This window comes from Arthrobacter sp. NPDC058288, from assembly GCF_042880995.1.
Classification (GTDB): domain Bacteria; phylum Actinomycetota; class Actinomycetes; order Actinomycetales; family Micrococcaceae; genus Arthrobacter.
In genome coordinates this window covers 1,384,977-1,403,750 of record NZ_JBHVYH010000001.1, presented here as the reverse complement: position 1 = coordinate 1,403,750, position 18,774 = coordinate 1,384,977, and the positions used below count along the sequence as shown (strand labels likewise).

The following is an 18,774-nucleotide window of genomic DNA, read 5'->3' as shown; positions in this document are numbered from 1 at the left end:
CCATGGAACAAGTGGACACGGGACCGGCACAGGCCCCGCCCCTCTTCAGCGGGCAGCTGGACGCCCGGACGCGGGCCGCCAGCGTGGACCTGGGCGGCTGCAATGTGGACTACTGGGTCTATGAACCTGTCAGCGTGACGGCAGAGACCCGGACCATTCTGGTGGTCCATGGATTCCGGGGCGACCACCACGGCCTGCTCCGGGTGGCCGACCAGCTCCCTGACATGCGGCTTATCATGCCAGACCTTCCCGGCTTCGGCAGCTCCGATGCGTTCACGGTCGGCGGGCACAGCGTCACGCGGTACGGGCAGTTCATCGGGGAGTTCATGGCTGCCCTGGGTCTGGGGCCGGACACGGTGCTCCTGGGGCACTCGTTCGGGTCCATCGTTGCCAGCCATTTCGTGGCTGCCAACCCCGGTTCGGTGTTCCCGCTGATCCTCATCAACCCCATTGCCGCACCGGCACTGGAGGGGCCCAAGGGCGTTATGACCAAACTGGCTGTCCTGTACTACGAGGCCTCCGCCAGGCTCCCCCGGGCCCTCGGCCTCTACCTGCTCCGCAGCAGGCTCATCGTCAGGGTCATGAGCATGGCCATGGCCAAGACACGGGACAAGCAGCTCCTGCAGTTCATCCACGGACAGCACAACGCCTACTTCTCCGCCTTCGCCAACCGGGACAGCCTCCTGGAGTCCTTTAAGGCCTCCGTGGGAAGCAACGTCTCCGAGGTTGCCCCGGACCTTGCCCTGCCTGTTTTGCTGATTGCCGGGGAGAAGGATGAGATCGCGATGCTCCCGGACCAGCACAAGCTACAGGCACTCCTGCCGGACGGTACCCTCGAGGTGATTCCCGGCGTGGGGCACCTCATCCACTACGAGACGCCCGAACCGGCCGCCGGCTTCATCAGACGCTTCCTGAAGGACCATCCCGCGTGAAAATCATCATCGACGCCCGCTTTACCCGCCTGGACCACCACGACGGCATCAGCCGGTACGGCGCCAGCCTGATCGCAGCCACGGCCAAGATCGCCGACGTCTCGATGCTCATCAGTGATCTGCGCCAGCTGGCCCTCCTCCCGGATGTGCCCTACACACTGATTAACAGCCCGCTCTCCCCGGCGGAGCTGTTCGTGGCCGGGAAAGTCAACAAGCTGGGGGCCGACGTTGTGGTATGCCCGATGCAGACGATGGGGACGTTCGGCCGGAAGTACGGCCTGGTGCTGACACTTCACGACCTTATCTACTACGAGCACCCTTCCCCGCCTGGCTTCCTTCCGGCGCCCGTCCGTTTATTGTGGCGCCTGTACCACAAGGCGTACTGGCCGCAGCGGCTGCTCCTGGACCGTGCGGACGTGGTGGCCACCATTAGCCACACCACCGAAGCCCTGATCGCCAAACACCGCCTCACCCGGCGTCCGGTCCGGATTGTGGGCAATGCGCCGCAGCACGGCCATACGCCACGCGATCCCGGTGCCGGCGCGGAGAAGACGCTTCTCTACATGGGTTCGTTCATGCCGTACAAGAACGTTGAAACCATGGTGCGGGGAATGGCCGACCTTCCCGACATGACGCTCCACCTGCTCAGCCGCATCACGCCGCAGCGGCGGGCGGAGCTGGAAGCTCTGGTGCCGCCGGGGGCCAACGTTGTGTTCCACAACGGCGTGACGGATGCCGAGTACGAGGCGCTGCTGGGCCGAACAACGGCCCTGATCAGCCTTTCACGGGCCGAGGGCTACGGCCTCCCCCTCGTGGAGGCCATGTCCCATGGAACGCCCGTGATCGCAAGCGACATCCCGATCTTCCGAGAAGTTGGCCACGACGCGGTGAGCTATGTCCACCCGGATTCCCCCTCGGAGTTTGCCGACGCGGTCCGGAAGCTGGAGGAGCCGGAAGTGTGGAAAGACTATTCACGCCGTTCCGTGGAGCGGGCCGCGGAATTCAGCTGGGACCATTCGGCACGTCAGCTTGTGCAACTGGCCGAGGAAGCCGCGGCTATCAACCGCCGCTGACGTCCCGCCTGCGCCGCTGCATCCAATACAGCACTTCAGCTACAGCACATCAACCCCGTCGAGCCTCAACTGGACGGGATCGTCGCTGCGTCGCGCCGCAGCAGCGGCCTTGACGGCCCGCATCACCCTCGTGGCCTCGGCCGCCTGGCCGTACGGAATGAACAGCAGGGTCCTGACGTCCTCGCCGGCCTCCCGCCGCGGTGCGCGTGCGTCCGTGAGCACCAGCGGCGCCGGTCCCGCGGTGCGAAGGGTGATCCCCTGCCTGGCCAGGTTTTGTTCGATGGCGTCGGTGAAGTGTCCGACGGCGGTCCGGCCGCCAGTGACGGAGGCAATCCTGACCGCGGGGGGCAGCTGGAGCTCCTGGCGCAGGGAGAGCTCCCGTTGCGCGTACCCTCCGGCGTCCCAGCGCAAAAGCGCGCCAACCCCGGCAGTGTCATCGGCAGTGATGACAACCAGGCCGCCTTCGCGGGCGGGCTTGACCAGCGCCGCGGCGTTGAACCAGCGCCGGACGGCGTCCTCCCCCGCGCGGAGATTTTCGCGTCGAAGGAGCGAATCTCCATCCAGGAGGAGTGCGGCGGCATAGCCCCCGGCCGCCACTGGTTCCGCTCCCACGGTGGCCACCACCAGGGATTTCGTGTCCGGGACAGCTGCTTTGACGTGGTCCCCGGACGACGTGATGACCGCCTTGCCCGGAAACGCCCGGCCCAGTTCCTCCGCGGTCCGCAGCACGCCGGTTGCAGAGCGGCGCAGCCTGGGGCTCGTGCAATGGCTGCAGCGCCAGTCCGGCGCGGAAGCGGAACACCACCGGCATTGCGGCACTGCCGAGCTGCCGCCGGCGCCGGCGACAGCAAGGGGTCCCCCGCAGGCCGCGCACCGGGCCGGCTCCCGGCAGGAATCACAAACCAGTGACGGCGCATAGCCGGAACGCGCCACCTGGACCAACACGGGGCCGCGTTCCAGGCCTTCCTTGGCGGCACGCCAGGCTGCACCGGGCAGCCTTGCGATGCGGGCCAAGGGGTCGCGTTCCTGCTCAAAGCTGTCCGCCGTATTCACAACTCGCGGTACGGTACGACGGACCTCGGGTCGGTCGGCGTCCACTGGCTTGGCCCAGCCCGCCTCCACCAGCCGCTGGAGTTCGGTGCTGCGTGTGTGCGCCGCCAGCAGGCACGCCGCGCCTTCCTGTTCGGCCCGCAGCAGCAGTACCTCCCGGGTGTGGGCGTACGGGGCCCGCTGTTCGATATGAAGGTCGTCGCCGTCATCCCAACACACCACAAGACCCAGGTTGTGCACCGGCGCATAAGCCGCCGAACGCGTACCGACGGCAACCCCGGCGCTGCCCGTGCGCACCCGCAGGTAGCTGCGGTAACGGGGCGTCGGTCCGTCGTCGGCTGTGAGCCGGGCAATGTCTTCCCGGGGCAGAAGGTGCACCAGCGCATCCTCGACACGCTCCAGGTCGCGGTAGTCCGGAACCACCACCACTGCGCCGCGGCCGGAGGCGCGCACGGCCGCGACGGCTTCGGCGATCAACGCGGGCCAGCCGGCTGGGCCGAAACCTTGAAGTGCGCTCAGGACGGCCCGCGGCGCCTCGCCGGCCGCAAGATGCTGCAGAAACGCCGCCCCGTTGACGTAGCGGGACCAGTGGCCCGGCGCGGGAGGAGTGGGTTCCGCGGCCGGTCCAGGGTTCGCTGAGGGTTGGGCAGCAGCGCCCGGGCCCAGGTCGAGGGAACCTTCGGCGGCCAGTTCCTTTTCCAGCCTGGCCACCCGCGGCGGAACAGCCACCCGTAGCACGTCGCTGACGGTGCCGGCGTAGCGGGCGGCCACTTTGCCGGCGAGTTCGGCGACTTCCGGCGTGAGCACCCGGACGGGCGAGACCACCTTGTGAAGTGGCACGAGGGTATGGCCGGCGTCGGATGCGGCTAGCCGGTCCAGGAGGTAGCCGCTGAGCTCCTGGCCGTTGAACTTGACCTTGACGCGGACGCCCGGCTGCGCGGTGTGGTCAATCGCTGCGGGCACGCTGTAGTCGAAAGGCCTGTCCAGATGGGGCAGCGACGACTCGATCAGTACCCGGGCAACAGGCAGCGACGGGGCGAGGGCCGGTCCGGACGGAGACACCGGACGGCCTGCCGGGAAACCCTGGAGGAGTGACAGCTGGAGCGGTTCATCGGTGGCCGGCCCGTCGGAAGAAAAGGAAGTCATACGGCCAGCCTCCGTTCAGCATGCCAGTTGTGGTGCCAGCGGACCCGGTGCGGGAGCCCCGCACCCACCGGCCGAAAAGCACTGTAGCAGGGCTGCCGGACGGCGGCCCTGCTACAGCCAAACACGTGGCACCGACATTTACTCCATGGCCACAAAATGCGGGCACTCCGAGTTGGGTGCGCCGCTGTTGTTTGCGGGCGGCGGTTCTCAGGCGTTGAAGAAGGCCTTGAGCTCGTCCACGCGGTCGAGCCGTTCCCAGGTGAAGTCGGGATCGTCGCGGCCGAAGTGTCCGTGCGCGGCGGTCTTGGCGTATATGGGACGCTTGAGGTCCAACGCGTCGATGATCGCACGGGGACGGAGGTCGAAGATCTCCGAAATCGCGGCACTGATGCGCTCGGGATCCACCGTCTCCGTGCCGAACGTCTCGACATAGGTGCCCACCGGACGTGCCTGGCCGATCGCATAGGCGATCTGGATCTCGGCGCGTTTGGCCAGTCCCGCAGCCACCACGTTCTTGGCAACCCAGCGCATCGCGTAGGCGGCTGAGCGGTCAACCTTGGACGGATCCTTGCCGGAGAAGGCACCGCCACCGTGGCGGGCCATGCCGCCATAGGTGTCCACGATGATCTTGCGGCCGGTAAGCCCGGCGTCACCCACGGGGCCGCCGATTACGAACGCGCCGGCGGGATTCAGGATGTTGCGGGTCCGGGAAATGTCCAGGTTGGCTGCCGCCAGCACAGGATCGATCACGTGCGTGGCGAGGTCGGCGCGCAGCTGTTCGAGGCTGGCGCCTTCAGCGTGCTGGCTGGAGATGACGATGGTTTCGACGGAGACGGGCCGGTCCCGGTCGTAGCCGATCGTCGCCTGGGTCTTGCCGTCCGGGCGGAGGTACGGAAGTTCGCCGTTCTTGCGCACTTCCGTGAGCCGCTCTGAGAGGCGGTGCGCAATCCAGATCGGGACCGGCATGTAGGACGGCGTCTCGTCGCTGGCGTAGCCGAACATCAGGCCCTGGTCACCGGCGCCCTGGAGGTCGTAGTCATCTTCCTGGCGGCCTTCGCGGGCCTCAAGTGAATTGAAAACGCCGCCGGCGATGTCGTTGGACTGCTGGCCGATGGATACGGAGACGCCGCAGCGGGCACCGTCGAAGCCGTTGGCCGAGGAGTCATAGCCGATGCCCAGGATGGTCTCGCGCACGATCTGCGGAATCTCCACGTAGGCGTCGGTGGTGACTTCGCCCGCTACGTGCACCAGTCCGGTGGTGGCCAGGGTTTCGACTGCCACCCGCGACTCTGGGTCCTTCGCCAGCAGGGCATCCAGGATGGCATCGCTGATCTGGTCGCAGATCTTGTCCGGATGGCCCTCAGTCACGGACTCCGACGTGAAGAGACGAAGGGATGGCGGCGTCGCGCCATGGGAAGCAGGAATGTGCAGCGGTAAAGTCACTCAACTACCTTACTGGTTGGGAATCGGTCTGGCCTCGGCATGTGTCCCCCTGCTAAGCAGGCTTTGCACACGCCGGGATTCCGACGCTCGAAAATCATGATCGTGGGAAAACGCGGCTCAACTCGGAGCTGATGCGGTCAATGACGGCGGCCGCAACATCGTCCTTTGAGCCGGATGCCGCCTGTGGTTCGGAGCCGGCACGGGAAAGGATGACCACCGAATTATTGTCCTGCCCGAAGACGAGGCCCTCACCCACGTGGTTGACCACGAGCAGGTCGCAGCCCTTCTTGCGCAGTTTGGCCTCGGCGTAGGCGAGGACATCACCGCTGGCGTCCCCGGTTTCGGCCGCAAAACCCACGATCAGCTGCCCGGGTTTGTTCCCGGCGCGCACCTCCACGAGCTCCTGCAGGATGTCCGGATTCCGCACCAGGCTGATCACCGGATCAGCGGTGTCATCACGCTTTTTGATCTTGGTGTCCGAAACGTCTGCAGGACGGAAGTCCGCCACGGCGGCGGCCATGATGACGACGTCGGAATCGGCTGCCGCGCGCAGCGCCGCTTCCCGGAGCTGCAGCGCCGTTTCGACCCGGACCACCTCGACGCCGTCGGGCACCGGTACGTCCATGTGGGCGGCGAGCAACCGGACGCTGGCGCCCGCGTCGCGGGCGGCCACGGCAAGCGCCACGCCCTGTTTCCCGGAGGAACGGTTACCGAGAAACCGTACCGGGTCCAGGGGTTCACGCGTGCCGCCTGCACTGATGGTAACGGTGCGGCCGGCCAGCGGCAGCTGCGCGGGAACCATGCCCTCCTGCATCAGCGCCATGGCGGCCGAGAAAATTGCCTCCGGCTCGGGCAGCCTGCCGGGACCGGAGTCGGTCCCGGTGAGCCGGCCGCTGGCGGGTTCGAGGACGGTGACGCCACGGCCGCGCAGCGTTTCCACGTTGGCCTGGGTGGCGCCGTGCAGCCACATTTCGGTGTGCATGGCAGGCGCCATCAGCACGGGGCCGCTGGCCATCAGCAGGGTGTTGGTCAGGAGGTCGTCTGCGTGGCCGCCGGCGGCACGGGCCAGGAGATCCGCGGTGGCCGGAGCCACGACGATGAGGTCAGCCTCGTGTCCCAGACGCACGTGGTTGACCGACGGAACGTCATCGAAGACGCTGTTGCTGACCGGATTCCCGGACAGGGCCTCCCAGGTGGCCACTCCGACAAAGCGGTTGGCGGCCTCCGTGGGAATCACCGTGACGTTGTGTCCGGCTTCAGTAAAAAGCCGGAGGAGTGATGCCACCTTGTAGGCGGCTATCCCTCCCCCGACTCCGAGGACTATGCGCACGTGACCTCCGTCAACAGGCAGTCTGTATTCCGATAAGACCCTAGTCCGAAGGGCTCTTACTCTGCAGGTTCGATCGGCGTGGAAACGAGCTTGCCTTCGTTGATCTCGCGCAGGGCGATGGAAAGCGACTTCTCGTTAAGCTTGGTGTCGACCAGCGGACCCACGTACTCGAACAGGCCCTCGTGGAGCTGCGCGTAGTATGCGTTGATCTGACGTGCACGCTTGGCACCGAAGATCACCAGGCCGTACTTGGAATCAGCTGCCTTCAGCAGCTCGTCGATCGGCGGGTTGATGATGCCTTCAAGGTTCGTGGACACGAATTCTCCAAATTCTAACGGGCCGATCCGACCCTGCTGCTAGTGCGGGTGCGGGGTCAGCCCCATGAGTGAAACAAGCTCGTCCGCTGCGCGTCGAACGTCATCATTGATGACGGTGTGATCGAACTCCGGCTCAGCGGCAAGTTCTAGTTTAGCGGTTTCCAGTCTTTGCTGCTGTTCCTCGGCCGTTTCCGTGCCGCGGCCCAGCAGGCGGCGGACCATTTCCTCCCAGCTGGGCGGCGCGAGGAAGACAAACTGGGCCTCCGGAACGGCCTGCTTGACCTGGCGTGCGCCCTGCAGATCTATCTCCAGCAGGACCGAGCGGCCATCGGCGATGGCGGCATCCACGGTGCTGCGGAGGGTGCCGTAACGGTTTCGGCCGTGGACCACGGCCCACTCCAGCAGTTCGCCGTCAGCCACCAGGGCGTCGAATTCCTCGGCGGACTTGAAGAAGTAGTGAACCCCGTCCTGCTCCCCCGGGCGCGGTGCGCGGGTGGTGGCCGAGACGGAAAGCCAGACTTCAGGATAATTGTCCCGGATGTAGGTGGACACGGTGCCTTTGCCAACAGCCGTCGGACCGGCGAGGACTGTCAGTCCCGGTTTCTTGCTCACATATTCCTTTGGGCGTTATTCGGATGGACGTGATTCTCGTTCATAAAATCTACCAGCGCCCGGCGCTGGTGAATGCCGAGGCCCCGCAGCCTGCGGGACGCGGCAATGCCCAGCTCGTCCATGATGGCGGCAGCTGTGACGCGGCCGATGCCCGGCAGCGCCTCCAACATCTCGGAAACCTTCATTCTCGCGATGGCTGAATCGGCGTCGCCGGAGGAAAGGAGGTCCGCCACGGAGAGCCTTCCGGACTTCAGCAGTTCCTTGGCTTCCGCGCGGGCAGCCCGGGCCGCTGCCGCCTTCCCCAGGGCTGCCGCGCGTTCCTGGTCTGTCAGGGGCCGCAGGCTCACTCAAGTCACCGCCGAATCGTCAGTCTGAACCAAGGCAAGGGCCGTTGGAGTCCTCCTGAACCTACCCTTTGCCCGGCCCGGAAATCAATGGATCAGCTGGCCAGCAGGGGCTCCAGGGTTCGCAGCGCAGCCTCCCGGAGGCCGCCGGCGGAGGGACCCGCTGAAAGGATGTCCCGGCTTGAGGTGCCGAGGACCTGCGAGTAGGCGGCACCGAACGTTGTCCGGAGATCAGCGGCCGTGGCGCCCTGCGCACCGAGCCCGGGGGCGAGGATGATTCCCCGGACAGCCGCCAGGTCCAACTGCAAATCATGCAGGGCACCTCCCACTGTGGCGCCGACCACGAGGCCCACCGAACCCAAGGCGCCCGCGTAACGGCGGTTTTCCCCGGCAGCGGCTTCGGTGATCCTGCGCGCAACTGAATCCGTACCGCCCACGTGCTGAACGGAGGCGCCTTCCGGGTTGGACGTCAGGGCCAGGACGAACACGCCGCGGCCGTACTCTGCCGCAAGGTCCAGCGCCGGCCGCAGCGACTCGAAGCCAAGGTAAGGGCTCAGGGTCACAGAGTCCGCGGCCAGTGACGAGCCGTCCCGGAGCCAGGCGTCGGCGTAGGCCGCCATCGTGGAGCCGATGTCGCCGCGCTTGGCGTCCGCAATGGTCAGCACGCCGGCTTCGGCAGCGGCCGCGAGAGTGCGTTCGAGTACAGCCATGCCCACGGAGCCGTGGCGTTCGTAGAGCGCCACCTGCGGCTTCACGGCGGCAGCGAGCGAACCCACTGCCTCCACGACGGTGAGCGAGAAGCGTTCCAGGCCGGCGGCGTCGTCGTTTAGTCCCCAGGCCTTGAGCAGCGCCGGGTGCGGATCAATCCCCACACACAGCGGACCGCGGTCCGCCATGGCCCGGCCGAGCCGGGAGCCGAAGGACTCCCGGCCGGCCGTCAGTGCTGCCGCCGGCTCAGCCATTCTGCAGGGCCTTAAGGTTTTCGGCGTGCTCCTGCAGGCTGGTCACGGACCATTCGTAGGTCCGCTGCGCTTCGATGGCCTGGACCGCTGCGTTGAACTCGGCCACGGTGGTGATGCACGGAATGCCGATGGACGTTGCCGCTGCACGCAGTTCGTAGCCGTCGATGCGGGCCTCCCCGCCGGAAGGCGTGTTGAAGACCATGTCGATCTCACCGGCGATGATGAGGTCGGCGATGGTTCCTTCGCCCTCGGCGCTGCTCCCCTCGGCCACCTTGCGGACCGGGGTTGCCTGGATGCCGTTGCGGCGCAGGACGTCGGCGGTGCCGCCGGTGGAGACGATCTCGAAGCCGAGGTCCGAGAGGCGCTTCACACCCATGATCACCGAGCGCTTGTCCCGGTTGGCCACGGACACGAAGATCTTCCCTTCAGTGGGCAACGCGTTGTTGGCGGCGGCCTGGCTCTTGGCGAAGGCGGTGTCGAAGTGCTTGTCGATGCCCATGACCTCGCCGGTGGAGCGCATTTCCGGGCCGAGGAGCGAGTCTACGACCTTGCCTTCCGGCGTCCGGAAGCGGCTGAACGGCAGAACGGCTTCCTTGACCGAGACGGGCGCGTCGAACGGCAGGGTGGAACCGTCCCCGGTTTCCGGCAGCATCTTGTAAGCGCTGCGGAGCTGGTTGATGGTCACTCCGGTGCCGATCAGTGCCGCTGCCTTGGCCATCTGGACGCCCGTGGCCTTGGAGACGAAGGGCACAGTGCGGGACGCCCGCGGGTTGGCTTCGAGGACGTACAGGACGTCAGAGGCCAGGGCGAACTGGATGTTGATGAGGCCGCGGACGCCCACGCCCTCGGCGATGGCCAGGGTGGCGGTCCGGACGCGTTCGATCACGTTGTTGCCGAGGGTGATCGGCGGCAGGACGCACGCGGAGTCGCCGGAGTGGATGCCTGCCTCTTCGATGTGCTCCATGATGCCGCCGAGGTACATTTCGGTTCCGTCGTAGAGGGCGTCGACGTCGATTTCGACGGCGTCTTCCAGGAACCGGTCGATCAGCACGGGGTGTTCGGTGGTGATCTCGGTGGCGTTGGCGATGTAGCGCGAGAGGTTGGGCTCGTCGTACACGATCTCCATGCCGCGTCCGCCCAGCACATAGGACGGGCGCACCAGGACCGGGTAGCCGATTTCGTCGGCAATCTTCTTGGCGTCTTCGAAGGAAACTGCCGTTCCGTTCTTGGGCGAGATCAGTCCGGCCTCGTCCAGCACCCGGGAGAAGGCGCCACGGTGTTCGGCGAGATCGATCGCTTCCGGCGACGTGCCGAGGATCGGCACACCGGCGTCGGCCAGCTGCTGTGCGAGCTTGAGCGGGGTCTGGCCGCCGAGCTGGACAAACACACCCATGACGCCGCCGGTGCGCTCCTCCGCCGCAATGACTTCGAGGACGTCCTCAAGGGTCAACGGCTCGAAGTAGAGGCGCGTGGAGACGTCGTAGTCGGTGGAGACGGTTTCCGGGTTGCAGTTGACCATGACGGTCTCGTAGCCGGCTTTGCGCAGGGCCATGGAGGCATGGACGCAGGAGTAGTCGAATTCGATGCCCTGGCCGATGCGGTTCGGGCCGGACCCCAGGATGATGATGGACGGCTTGGAGTGCAGCGCCACCTCGTCCTCCTCGTCGTAGGACGAGTAGTGGTACGGGGTGTAGGCGGCGAATTCCGCAGCACAGGTGTCCACCGTCTTGTAGACCGGCCGGATGCCCAGCGCCTGGCGGACGCCGCGGACCACGGCCTCCTGGTTGTTGGTGAGGGCGCCGATCTGCTCGTCGGAGAAGCCGTGGCGCTTGGCACGCTGCAGCATTTCCGGGGTGAGGGCCGTGGACTTGCGGATCTCCTGCGAGATCTCGTTGAGCAGCTGGAGCTGGTCCAGGTACCAGGGGTCGATCTTCGTGGCCTCGAAGAGCTGTTCCACCGTTGCGCCGCCGAGCAGAGCACGCTGCACCTGGTGCAGGCGTTCCGTGGTGGGCCGTTTGGCCTTTTCGATCAGCTCCGGGACCTCCCATTCCGGAACGTGGCTGAAGTCCAGCTGTGAGCCCTTCTGTTCCAGGGAACGGAGCGCCTTCTGCAGGGCCTCGGTGAAGTTACGGCCCATGGCCATGGCCTCGCCCACCGATTTCATGGTGGTGGTGAGGGTGGGGTCCGCTGCCGGGAACTTCTCGAAGGCGAAGCGGGGAACCTTCACCACGACGTAGTCGAGCGTCGGTTCGAAGGAGGCCGGGGTCTTCTGGGTGATGTCATTGGGGATCTCGTCCAGGGTGTAGCCCAGGGAGAGCTTGGTGGCGATCTTGGCGATGGCGAAGCCGGTGGCCTTGGATGCCAGCGCGGAGGACCGGGAGACGCGGGGGTTCATTTCGATGACGACGACGCGTCCGGTGTCCGGTTCGACGGCGAACTGGATGTTGCAGCCGCCGGTGTCCACGCCCACTTCGCGGATGACCGCGATGGAGATATCACGCAGGCGCTGGTACTCACGGTCCGTGAGGGTCAGCGCGGGTGCCACCGTAATGGAGTCGCCCGTGTGGACGCCTACGGGGTCGAAGTTCTCGATGGAACAGACGACAACCACGTTGTCGTTCTTGTCCCGCATCATCTCGAGCTCGTATTCCTTCCAGCCGAGGATGCTCTCTTCGAGCAGGACCTCGCTGGTGGGGCTGTACTGCAGGCCCTGGCCGACGATCCGGCGCAGGTCATCCTCGGTGTAGGCGAGGCCGGAGCCGAGGCCCCCCATGGTGAAGGACGGGCGGACCACCATCGGGTAGCCGAGGTCCTCGGCAGCCTTCAGTGCTTCATCCATGCTGTGGATGATGTGGCTGCGGGCGGACTCCGCGCCGCAACGCTCCACGACACCCTTGAACTTCTCGCGGTCTTCGCCGAGTTCGATTGCGGCGATGTTCGCGCCGATGAGTTCCACGTTGTACTTTTCCAGCACGCCGTTCTTGTCCAGCGCAATGGCGGTGTTGAGGGCCGTCTGGCCGCCCAGGGTGGGCAGGATCGCGTCCGGACGTTCCTTGGCGATGATCTTCTCCACCACCTCGGGGGTGATGGGCTCCACGTAGGTGGCATCCGCGAACTCGGGGTCCGTCATGATGGTGGCCGGGTTGGAGTTGACCAGGATAACGCGCAGGCCTTCCTCCTTGAGGACGCGGAGAGCCTGGGTGCCGGAGTAGTCGAACTCGGCGGCCTGGCCGATCACGATGGGGCCGGAACCGATGACCAGGACGCTCTTAAGGTCAGTTCTCTTGGGCATTACTTCTTGTCCTCAGTCTTGGATTCGGTGGGAGTCTTTGTGGACGCTGCCTTCTTCGTGTCCGCCATCAGGTCGATGAAGCGGTCGAAGAGGTAGGCGGCGTCGTGCGGTCCCGAGGCTGCTTCCGGGTGGTACTGCACCGAGAAGGCGGGGATGTCGAGGCAGGAGAGGCCCTCGACGACGTCGTCGTTCAGGCTGACGTGACTGACTTCGACGCGGCCGTACCGCTCCTCGGGAGCCTGGGTGGCGCCGTCGAGCGGGGCATCCACGGCAAAGCCGTGGTTCTGCGAGGTGATCTCAACCTTGCCGGTGCGGCGGTCCATGACAGGCTGGTTGATGCCGCGGTGTCCGTAGCGGAGCTTGTACGTCCCGAAGCCGAGTGCACGGCCCAGGATCTGGTTGCCGAAGCAGATGCCGAAATAAGGCAGCTTCTCGTCAAGCACCGAGCGCAGCAGGTTGACCTGGTTGTCCGCCGTCGCGGGGTCGCCGGGGCCGTTGGACATAAAGAATCCGTCCGGGTTGACCGCCTGGACGTCCGCCAGGGTGGCGGTTGCGGGCAGGACGTGGACGCGGACTCCGCGTTCGGCGAAACGGATGGGGGTCATGCGCTTGATGCCGAGGTCGATTGCGGCGATCGTGAAGCGCGGCTCGCCGTCCCAGCCCCAGTCCTTGGGCTCCACCACGTAGGCCTCGTCAACGCTGACTTCCTCGGCGAGGCGGGAGCCTTCCATAGGGGCGCTGGCCAGTACGGCGTCGAGGAGTTCCCGGTCCGTCGCGCGGGCGGCCTCGCCGGAGAAGATGCCGGCCCGCATGGTCTTGTGCTCGCGCAGGTGGCGGGTGATGGCGCGGGTGTCTACGCCCTGGATGCCCACGATGCCCTGTTCAACGAGTTCGTCGTCCAGGGAGCGTTCAGAGCGCCAGTTGGAGGGCCGGCGCGCCGCATCGCGGACAATGTAGCCGGCCACCCAGATGCGGCGCGACTCGGCGTCGTCCTTGTTGACGCCGGTGTTGCCGATGTGCGGTGCCGTCTGCACCACGAGCTGGCGGGCGTAGGAGGGGTCCGTAATGGTTTCCTGGTAGCCGGTCATGCCGGTGGCGAACACCGCCTCGCCGAGGGCGGTGCCGGTGGCGCCGTAGCTGCTGCCGCGGAACGTGCGGCCGTCCTCGAGCACCAGCACCGCGGGCGCGGAAGCCCCTCGTTCGGGTGCAGTATCTGCGTTTGCTGTTACTTCGGTTTCTGTCACGTTGTTACTTTCCACTATCGGCATCTGCCTGAGGGGCTGCGGAGATCAATTCTTGAAAAGCTGCGAGGACCGCGGGTTTGTCGGCGGCGCGGCGGGTCCGGAACCCGGTGTCGAGTTCCCTGCCGCCCAAGGTCCAGCTGGCCACCAGGAGCCCGTCCTTCTCGACGAACTTCCCCGCCATGCCGCTGTCCTGCCGGATTCCGGTGAGCCGGTCCGCCGGGATGAAGACCGGCCCGGCCCCGGACCGCTCGAAGAGCACGCCCTCCGGGTGGACGGTAAGTTCAGCGTTGGTACGGATCCCCAGGCCGTGGACGGCGATGCGGTCCAGCCAGTCGCCGGCCGTGGTGGTGGCAACATACTGGCCCTCGGCGGTGGCCAGCGGCAGGCTCAGTTCGGCCGGAACCGCGGGCAGCTGTTCGACGTCGGACTGGCGCCGCAGGCGGTTCCTCCACCCGAGGCCAAGCAACACGAATACCACCGCGATGATCGCCAGCATGGCGAGTCCGGGGAGTGCTTTGTCCATCAGTACCCGCCCGCCGTGGCGGAGGCGGTTGTGTCCTGGTAGGGCCCGTGGCGGAACGGGGTGTTGAGCTCGCCGTTGAGGACGGTGGGGTGGCCCCTGAAGAACGTCGCCACCACTTTGCCGGGGAGTTCCCTGCCGGCGAACGGAGAGTTACGGCCCATGGTTGCCATCTTAGAAGGGTCCACGGTCCAGCGCGCAGCCGGGTCCACCAGTGTGACGTTGGCGGGTTCGCCCACCTCCAGCGGACGACCCTGGTCCGCCACCCGTCCGATCACGGCCGGAGCCGTGGACGTGACACGGGCGAAATCCTCCCAGCCCATCAGGCCGGTTTCGATCATGGTTTCCTGGACGACCGACAGCGCCGTTTCCAGTCCGGTCATGCCCATGGCCGCCTGCGCCCACTCGCATTCCTTGTGTTCGCTCGGGTGCGGGGCGTGGTCCGTTCCTACGACGTCGATCGTGCCGTCGGCCAGGGCGGCACGCAGGGCCTGGACGTCGGAGTCCGTCCGCAGCGGCGGGTTGACCTTGTAGACGGGGTCGTAGCTGCGGACGAGTTCATCGGTCAGGAGCAGGTGGTGCGGCGTCACTTCGGCCGTCACGTTGATCCCGCGGGCCTTGGCCCAGCGGATGATCTCCACCGAGCCTGCCGTGGATACGTGGCAGACATGCAGCCTGGACCCGACGTGCTGGGCCAGCAGCACGTCCCGGGCAATGATGCTTTCCTCGGCCACGGCGGGCCAGCCCGTGAGTCCGAGAACGGCCGAGACGTCGCCTTCGTTCATCTGGGCGCCGGCCGTGAGCCGGGGTTCTTGCGCATGCTGGGCCACGACGCCGTCGAACGCTTTCACATATTCCAGCGCACGGCGCATGATTACGGGATCGTGGACGCAGATGCCGTCGTCGGAAAAGACGCGGACCTTGGCACGCGAATCTGCCATGGCGCCGAGCTCGGCGAGCTGTTCGCCGGCAAGACCCACGGTCACCGCGCCCACCGGACGGACGTCCACCCAGCCGGCAGTGCGGCCCAGGGTGTGCACCTGTTCCACCACGCCCGCGGTGTCCGCGACGGGGTTGCTGTTTGCCATGGCGTGCACGGCGGTGTAGCCGCCAAGCGCGGCGGCGCGCGTACCGGTTTCCACTGTTTCCGCGTCTTCCCGACCGGGCTCGCGGAGGTGGGTGTGGATGTCCACCATGCCGGGCAGCGCCACCAGACCGGCGGCCTCGATGACGGTGGCGCCGTCTGCCGCCTCGGTACCGGCCAGGTCGGTGCCGCGTGCGGCGATGATGCCGTCGCGGATCAGGAGGTCTTCAGCTGCACCGCCGAGAATCGCGGCGCCGCGGAGGAGGTATGCCCCGCTGGTGGCAGCATTCTGTTGTTCGTGTGCCATCAGTGGCTCTCCTTGGTGGAATAGGCGGCGTTAGGGGTAATAGCTGGTTCGCGGGTGTCCCCGGAGAGCAGCAGGTACAGGGCGGCCATCCGGACGGACACGCCGTTGCGCACCTGTGCCAGCACGGTGGAACGGGGTGAGTCCGCGGCCGCGGAGGAAATTTCCAGCCCGCGGTTCATGGGGCCGGGGTGCATGATGATGGTGTCCTTCAGGCCCAGGCTGTCCAGGGCGCGGAGGCGGTTGTCGTCGAATCCCCAGCGGCGGGAGTATTCGCGGGTCGTGGGGAAGAAGGAGGCGTTCATCCGTTCCCCCTGGACACGCAGCATCATGACGGCGTCGACGCCCTTCGCCAGGGTTTCGTCCATGTCGTAGCTCACGTCGCAGGGCCATTGCCCGACGCCGATGGGCAGCAGGGTGGGCGGCGCCACGAGGGTGACCTCCGCGCCGAGTGTACGCAGCAGCCAGACATTCGAGCGGGCCACGCGGGAGTGCAGGACATCGCCGGCAATGGCTACGCGCATTCCCTTGAGGTCTGCACCGGCGGACGGCACCCCGTGGAGCCTGGCCCAGTGCCGGCGCATGGTAAAGGCGTCCAGAAGCGCCTGGGTGGGGTGTTCGTGGGTGCCGTCGCCGGCGTTAATGACGGCGGCGTCGATCCAGTCCGTGGCTGCCAGCCGGTGCGGCGCACCCGAGGCCCAGTGGCGGATGACGACGGCGTCCGCCCCCATCGCTGCCAGCGTCTGGGCCGTGTCCTTGAGGGATTCGCCCTTGGAGACCGACGAGCCCTTCGCGGCGAAATTGATGACGTCCGCAGACAGCCGCTTAGCTGCCGCCTCGAACGAGATGCGGGTGCGGGTGGAGTCTTCAAAGAACAGATTCACCACGGTACGGCCCCGGAGCGCGGGCAGCTTCTTGACTTCCCGGTCCCCTACGGCCGCCATTTCCTCTGCCGTGTCGAGGATGCGGATGGCGTTGGCCAGGCTGAGGTCTTCGGTGGAGAGCAGGTGTTTCATGCGCCTGCCTCAATGACCACTTCGTTGACGGGGGTGCCGTCAACGGAATCGGTCTCTTCGAGCCGGACCCGGACCTTCTCGGAGGAGGAAGTGGGGAGGTTCTTGCCGACGTGGTCTGCGCGGATGGGCAGCTCGCGGTGGCCGCGGTCAATCATGACCGCCAGCCGGACGATGCGCGGGCGGCCGAGGTCCACGATGGCATCGAGTGCCGCGCGGATGGTCCTGCCGGAGTAGAGGACATCATCGATCAGGACAACGACCTTGTTGTCGATGCCGGTGCGCGGCAGCTGCGTGGGATAGGGCGGGCGTGTGGGCTGGTGCGACAGGTCGTCACGGAACATGGTGACATCCAGCTGGCCTACGATGGCAGCGGCATCCACGGTGGGATCGGCGGCGGCGATTTTCCTGGCCAGGCGAACGGCGAGCGGGTAGCCGCGGCGCGGAATGCCCAGCAGCACCAGATCCTGGGAACCCTTGTTGGCCTCGAGGATCTCATGGGCGATACGAGTGAGTGCACGGTCAATGTCCGCAGAGTTGAGCACAACCCTGGCCGGAACCGGTGCTTCTGTGACTGAAGTCAACGCTCGTCTCCCCTTTCCCCGCCTCACGGGACGGAATTAAAAAAGGAACATTTGCCCTTCAAAATTACCACACGCGGCACACCTCCCCGGCTGGCTACCGGGCGGCGGGGAGGCGTTTAACATCACACCCCCGGCATGGTGAGGCCTGCCATTCCGGGCCGCCCGCCATCTTGGAAGCGACGGTTACGGGGACATAGGCTCAGTCCCATGACATCGAACGCGCCCTGGCCGCAGCATGATCCCTCCGGCGGCCACGGATACGGGCAACAGCCACCATGGCCCCGGCAGGACCTGCCGCAGCAGACCAATCCGACGTGGATGGGCCAGGTCCGGCCCGACCATTACCGTGCAGCTCCTGCCAGCAACTACGCACCTGCAGTAAACACCATGATGCCGCCCGCCGCGGTGCGCAACCGTTCAAGCGCGGGAGTGGTTGGGCTCGTGGCGGGCGGCGGTTTCCTGGCTTTCGCCAGCCTCTTCCTAGTCCTCCCCTACCTTGTGGGGAACACCGGCGTCACCGGGTTCGTGATCGGCTTCATTGCGTCCCTGATCCCCTTGAGCGCCGTGCTCTTGGCCGTCTACTTCATTGACCGCTGGGAGCCCGAGCCCAAGCGCCTGCTGCTCTTCGCGTTCATGTGGGGGGCCGTCGTATCCGTTTCCGTCACACTGCTGATCCAGCCGGTCTTTGCGCTGGCGGCAGCCCCGCCGGCCGGCGTGGACTACAGGACTTTTGCCGTCACCGTGCAGGCCCCCGTGGTGGAGGAGTTCGCCAAGTCCCTCGGCCTGTTGCTGCTCCTAGTGCTGGCGCGGAAGCACTTTGACGGACCCGTGGATGGTGTGGTGTTTGCCTTCACCATTGCCGGGGGGTTCGCCTTCACGGAAAACATCCTCTACTTCGGCCGGGCCATTGCCGAGTCCGCCACACCGGGCACAGACCTCGCGGTTGTGTTCTTCCTGCGGGGCGTTATGTCCCCGTTCGCCCACGCCATCTTCACCGGTACCACAGGACTCATACTTGGTTTTGCGGCGCGGCGCTGGCACCGCGGAATGTCTGTCATGGCGTTTGCCGTTGGCCTGGTCCCGGCCATGATCCTGCACAGCATGTGGAACAGCATGGGCCGGGATTTCCTGGTGCAGTACATCGTGGTCCAGGTGCCCATCTTCGTGCTGGCCGTCGTTGTTATTGTGCTGCTGCGCGTGGCGGAGAACCGACTGACACGGCAGCGCCTCCTGGAATATGCGTCCGCGGGGTGGTTCACTGCCCCGGAAGTGGACATGCTGGCAACGGCGGCCGGACGCCGTTCCGCGGTCCGCTGGGCGAAGCAGTTCGGCCGGGGCCCGCAGATGAAAGCGTTCCTGCGCTCCGCCACGCACCTGGCTTTCATCCGGCAACGGATCCTCAGCGGGCGGGACGTTCCGGCCCACCAGCTGGAAGAGCACCGCCAGCTCGCGGAAGTGGTTGCCCGGCGGGACGCCGTGCTGCGCTGAGCGGGGAAACAGAAAGGACCGGCGCCCGCCGAGGGC

Annotated in this window: 16 protein-coding genes; 3 read left to right on the top strand and 13 right to left on the bottom strand. The window is 66.5% G+C overall.

Annotated elements, in window-relative coordinates; translation table 11 throughout:
• Positions 1–2 precede the first annotated feature (2 nt).
• The gene (locus tag ACFVWT_RS06720; protein WP_390246344.1) at positions 3–932 is read left to right on the top strand and encodes an alpha/beta fold hydrolase; all 930 of its coding nucleotides are present in this window, start codon (positions 3–5) and stop codon (positions 930–932) included.
• On the top strand, positions 929–2,005 hold the full coding sequence (locus ACFVWT_RS06715) for a glycosyltransferase family 4 protein (protein WP_390246342.1): 1,077 nt from the start codon (positions 929–931) through the stop codon (positions 2,003–2,005). Before ACFVWT_RS06720 ends, ACFVWT_RS06715 begins: the two co-directional genes overlap by 4 nt.
• A gap of 39 nt (positions 2,006–2,044) precedes the next feature.
• On the opposite strand, the gene ACFVWT_RS06710 is transcribed toward ACFVWT_RS06715, so the two are convergent.
• The 13 genes from ACFVWT_RS06710 to pyrR all read right to left on the bottom strand — a co-directional run bounded on the left by ACFVWT_RS06710 (position 2,045) and on the right by pyrR (position 17,250).
• On the bottom strand, positions 2,045–4,201 hold the full coding sequence (locus ACFVWT_RS06710; RefSeq protein ID WP_390246340.1) for a primosomal protein N': 2,157 nt from the start codon (positions 4,199–4,201) through the stop codon (positions 2,045–2,047).
• A gap of 207 nt (positions 4,202–4,408) precedes the next feature.
• A complete protein-coding gene (metK, locus tag ACFVWT_RS06705; RefSeq protein ID WP_390246338.1) occupies positions 4,409–5,644 on the bottom strand; it encodes a methionine adenosyltransferase in 1,236 nt (411 codons plus the stop codon).
• 94 nt (positions 5,645–5,738) lie between these two features.
• Positions 5,739–6,974, bottom strand: coding sequence for a bifunctional phosphopantothenoylcysteine decarboxylase/phosphopantothenate--cysteine ligase CoaBC (coaBC, locus tag ACFVWT_RS06700; protein WP_390246336.1), 1,236 nt, complete (start codon positions 6,972–6,974; stop codon positions 5,739–5,741).
• A gap of 56 nt (positions 6,975–7,030) precedes the next feature.
• Positions 7,031–7,291, bottom strand: coding sequence for a DNA-directed RNA polymerase subunit omega (gene rpoZ / locus ACFVWT_RS06695; protein ID WP_011692102.1), 261 nt, complete (start codon positions 7,289–7,291; stop codon positions 7,031–7,033).
• Positions 7,292–7,330: 39 nt separating this feature from the next.
• Complete coding sequence (gene gmk / locus ACFVWT_RS06690) at positions 7,331–7,903, bottom strand: guanylate kinase (protein ID WP_390246334.1); 573 nt, start codon at positions 7,901–7,903, stop codon at positions 7,331–7,333.
• On the bottom strand, positions 7,900–8,250 hold the full coding sequence (mihF, locus tag ACFVWT_RS06685) for an integration host factor, actinobacterial type (RefSeq protein ID WP_390246332.1): 351 nt from the start codon (positions 8,248–8,250) through the stop codon (positions 7,900–7,902). Before mihF ends, gmk begins: the two co-directional genes overlap by 4 nt.
• Positions 8,251–8,342: 92 nt before the next feature.
• Complete coding sequence (pyrF, locus tag ACFVWT_RS06680; RefSeq protein WP_390246330.1) at positions 8,343–9,209, bottom strand: orotidine-5'-phosphate decarboxylase; 867 nt, start codon at positions 9,207–9,209, stop codon at positions 8,343–8,345.
• The gene (gene carB, locus ACFVWT_RS06675; RefSeq protein WP_209744451.1) at positions 9,202–12,501 is read right to left on the bottom strand and encodes a carbamoyl-phosphate synthase large subunit; all 3,300 of its coding nucleotides are present in this window, start codon (positions 12,499–12,501) and stop codon (positions 9,202–9,204) included. Before carB ends, pyrF begins: the two co-directional genes overlap by 8 nt.
• The gene (gene carA, locus ACFVWT_RS06670) at positions 12,501–13,769 is read right to left on the bottom strand and encodes a glutamine-hydrolyzing carbamoyl-phosphate synthase small subunit (protein WP_390246327.1); all 1,269 of its coding nucleotides are present in this window, start codon (positions 13,767–13,769) and stop codon (positions 12,501–12,503) included. Before carA ends, carB begins: the two co-directional genes overlap by 1 nt.
• Positions 13,750–14,268 carry a hypothetical protein gene (locus ACFVWT_RS06665; protein WP_390246325.1) on the bottom strand — a complete coding sequence of 173 codons (519 nt, stop codon included), beginning with the start codon at positions 14,266–14,268 and terminating at the stop codon, positions 13,750–13,752. The genes carA and ACFVWT_RS06665 overlap by 20 nt, the downstream gene beginning before the upstream one ends.
• Positions 14,268–15,656, bottom strand: coding sequence for a dihydroorotase (locus tag ACFVWT_RS06660; RefSeq protein ID WP_390246323.1), 1,389 nt, complete (start codon positions 15,654–15,656; stop codon positions 14,268–14,270). The genes ACFVWT_RS06665 and ACFVWT_RS06660 overlap by 1 nt, the downstream gene beginning before the upstream one ends.
• On the bottom strand, positions 15,656–16,669 hold the full coding sequence (locus tag ACFVWT_RS06655) for an aspartate carbamoyltransferase catalytic subunit (RefSeq protein ID WP_390246321.1): 1,014 nt from the start codon (positions 16,667–16,669) through the stop codon (positions 15,656–15,658). The genes ACFVWT_RS06660 and ACFVWT_RS06655 overlap by 1 nt, the downstream gene beginning before the upstream one ends.
• Positions 16,666–17,250, bottom strand: coding sequence for a bifunctional pyr operon transcriptional regulator/uracil phosphoribosyltransferase PyrR (pyrR, locus tag ACFVWT_RS06650; RefSeq protein WP_309974561.1), 585 nt, complete (start codon positions 17,248–17,250; stop codon positions 16,666–16,668). The genes ACFVWT_RS06655 and pyrR overlap by 4 nt, the downstream gene beginning before the upstream one ends.
• A gap of 207 nt (positions 17,251–17,457) precedes the next feature.
• Here pyrR and ACFVWT_RS06645 point away from each other — a divergent pair, with 207 nt between their 5' ends.
• Positions 17,458–18,738, top strand: a complete 1,281-nt coding sequence (locus ACFVWT_RS06645) for a PrsW family intramembrane metalloprotease (RefSeq protein WP_390246319.1) — start codon at positions 17,458–17,460, stop codon at positions 18,736–18,738.
• Positions 18,739–18,774: the final 36 nt, after the last annotated feature.

Bases quoted from the DNA above. Each gene is read 5' to 3' on its own strand.
- ACFVWT_RS06645 (WP_390246319.1), top strand. From the start codon at position 17,458: ATGACATCGAACGCGCCCTGGCCGCAGCATGATCCCTCCGGCGGCCAC.
- pyrF (WP_390246330.1), bottom strand. From the start codon at position 9,209: ATGGCTGAGCCGGCGGCAGCACTGACGGCCGGCCGGGAGTCCTTCGGC.
- ACFVWT_RS06660 (WP_390246323.1), bottom strand. From the start codon at position 15,656: ATGGCACACGAACAACAGAATGCTGCCACCAGCGGGGCATACCTCCTC.
- ACFVWT_RS06655 (WP_390246321.1), bottom strand. From the start codon at position 16,669: ATGAAACACCTGCTCTCCACCGAAGACCTCAGCCTGGCCAACGCCATC.
- ACFVWT_RS06720 (WP_390246344.1), top strand. From the start codon at position 3: ATGGAACAAGTGGACACGGGACCGGCACAGGCCCCGCCCCTCTTCAGC.
- carB (WP_209744451.1), bottom strand. From the start codon at position 12,501: ATGCCCAAGAGAACTGACCTTAAGAGCGTCCTGGTCATCGGTTCCGGC.
- ACFVWT_RS06665 (WP_390246325.1), bottom strand. From the start codon at position 14,268: ATGGACAAAGCACTCCCCGGACTCGCCATGCTGGCGATCATCGCGGTG.
- carA (WP_390246327.1), bottom strand. From the start codon at position 13,769: ATGCCGATAGTGGAAAGTAACAACGTGACAGAAACCGAAGTAACAGCA.
- ACFVWT_RS06710 (WP_390246340.1), bottom strand. From the start codon at position 4,201: ATGACTTCCTTTTCTTCCGACGGGCCGGCCACCGATGAACCGCTCCAG.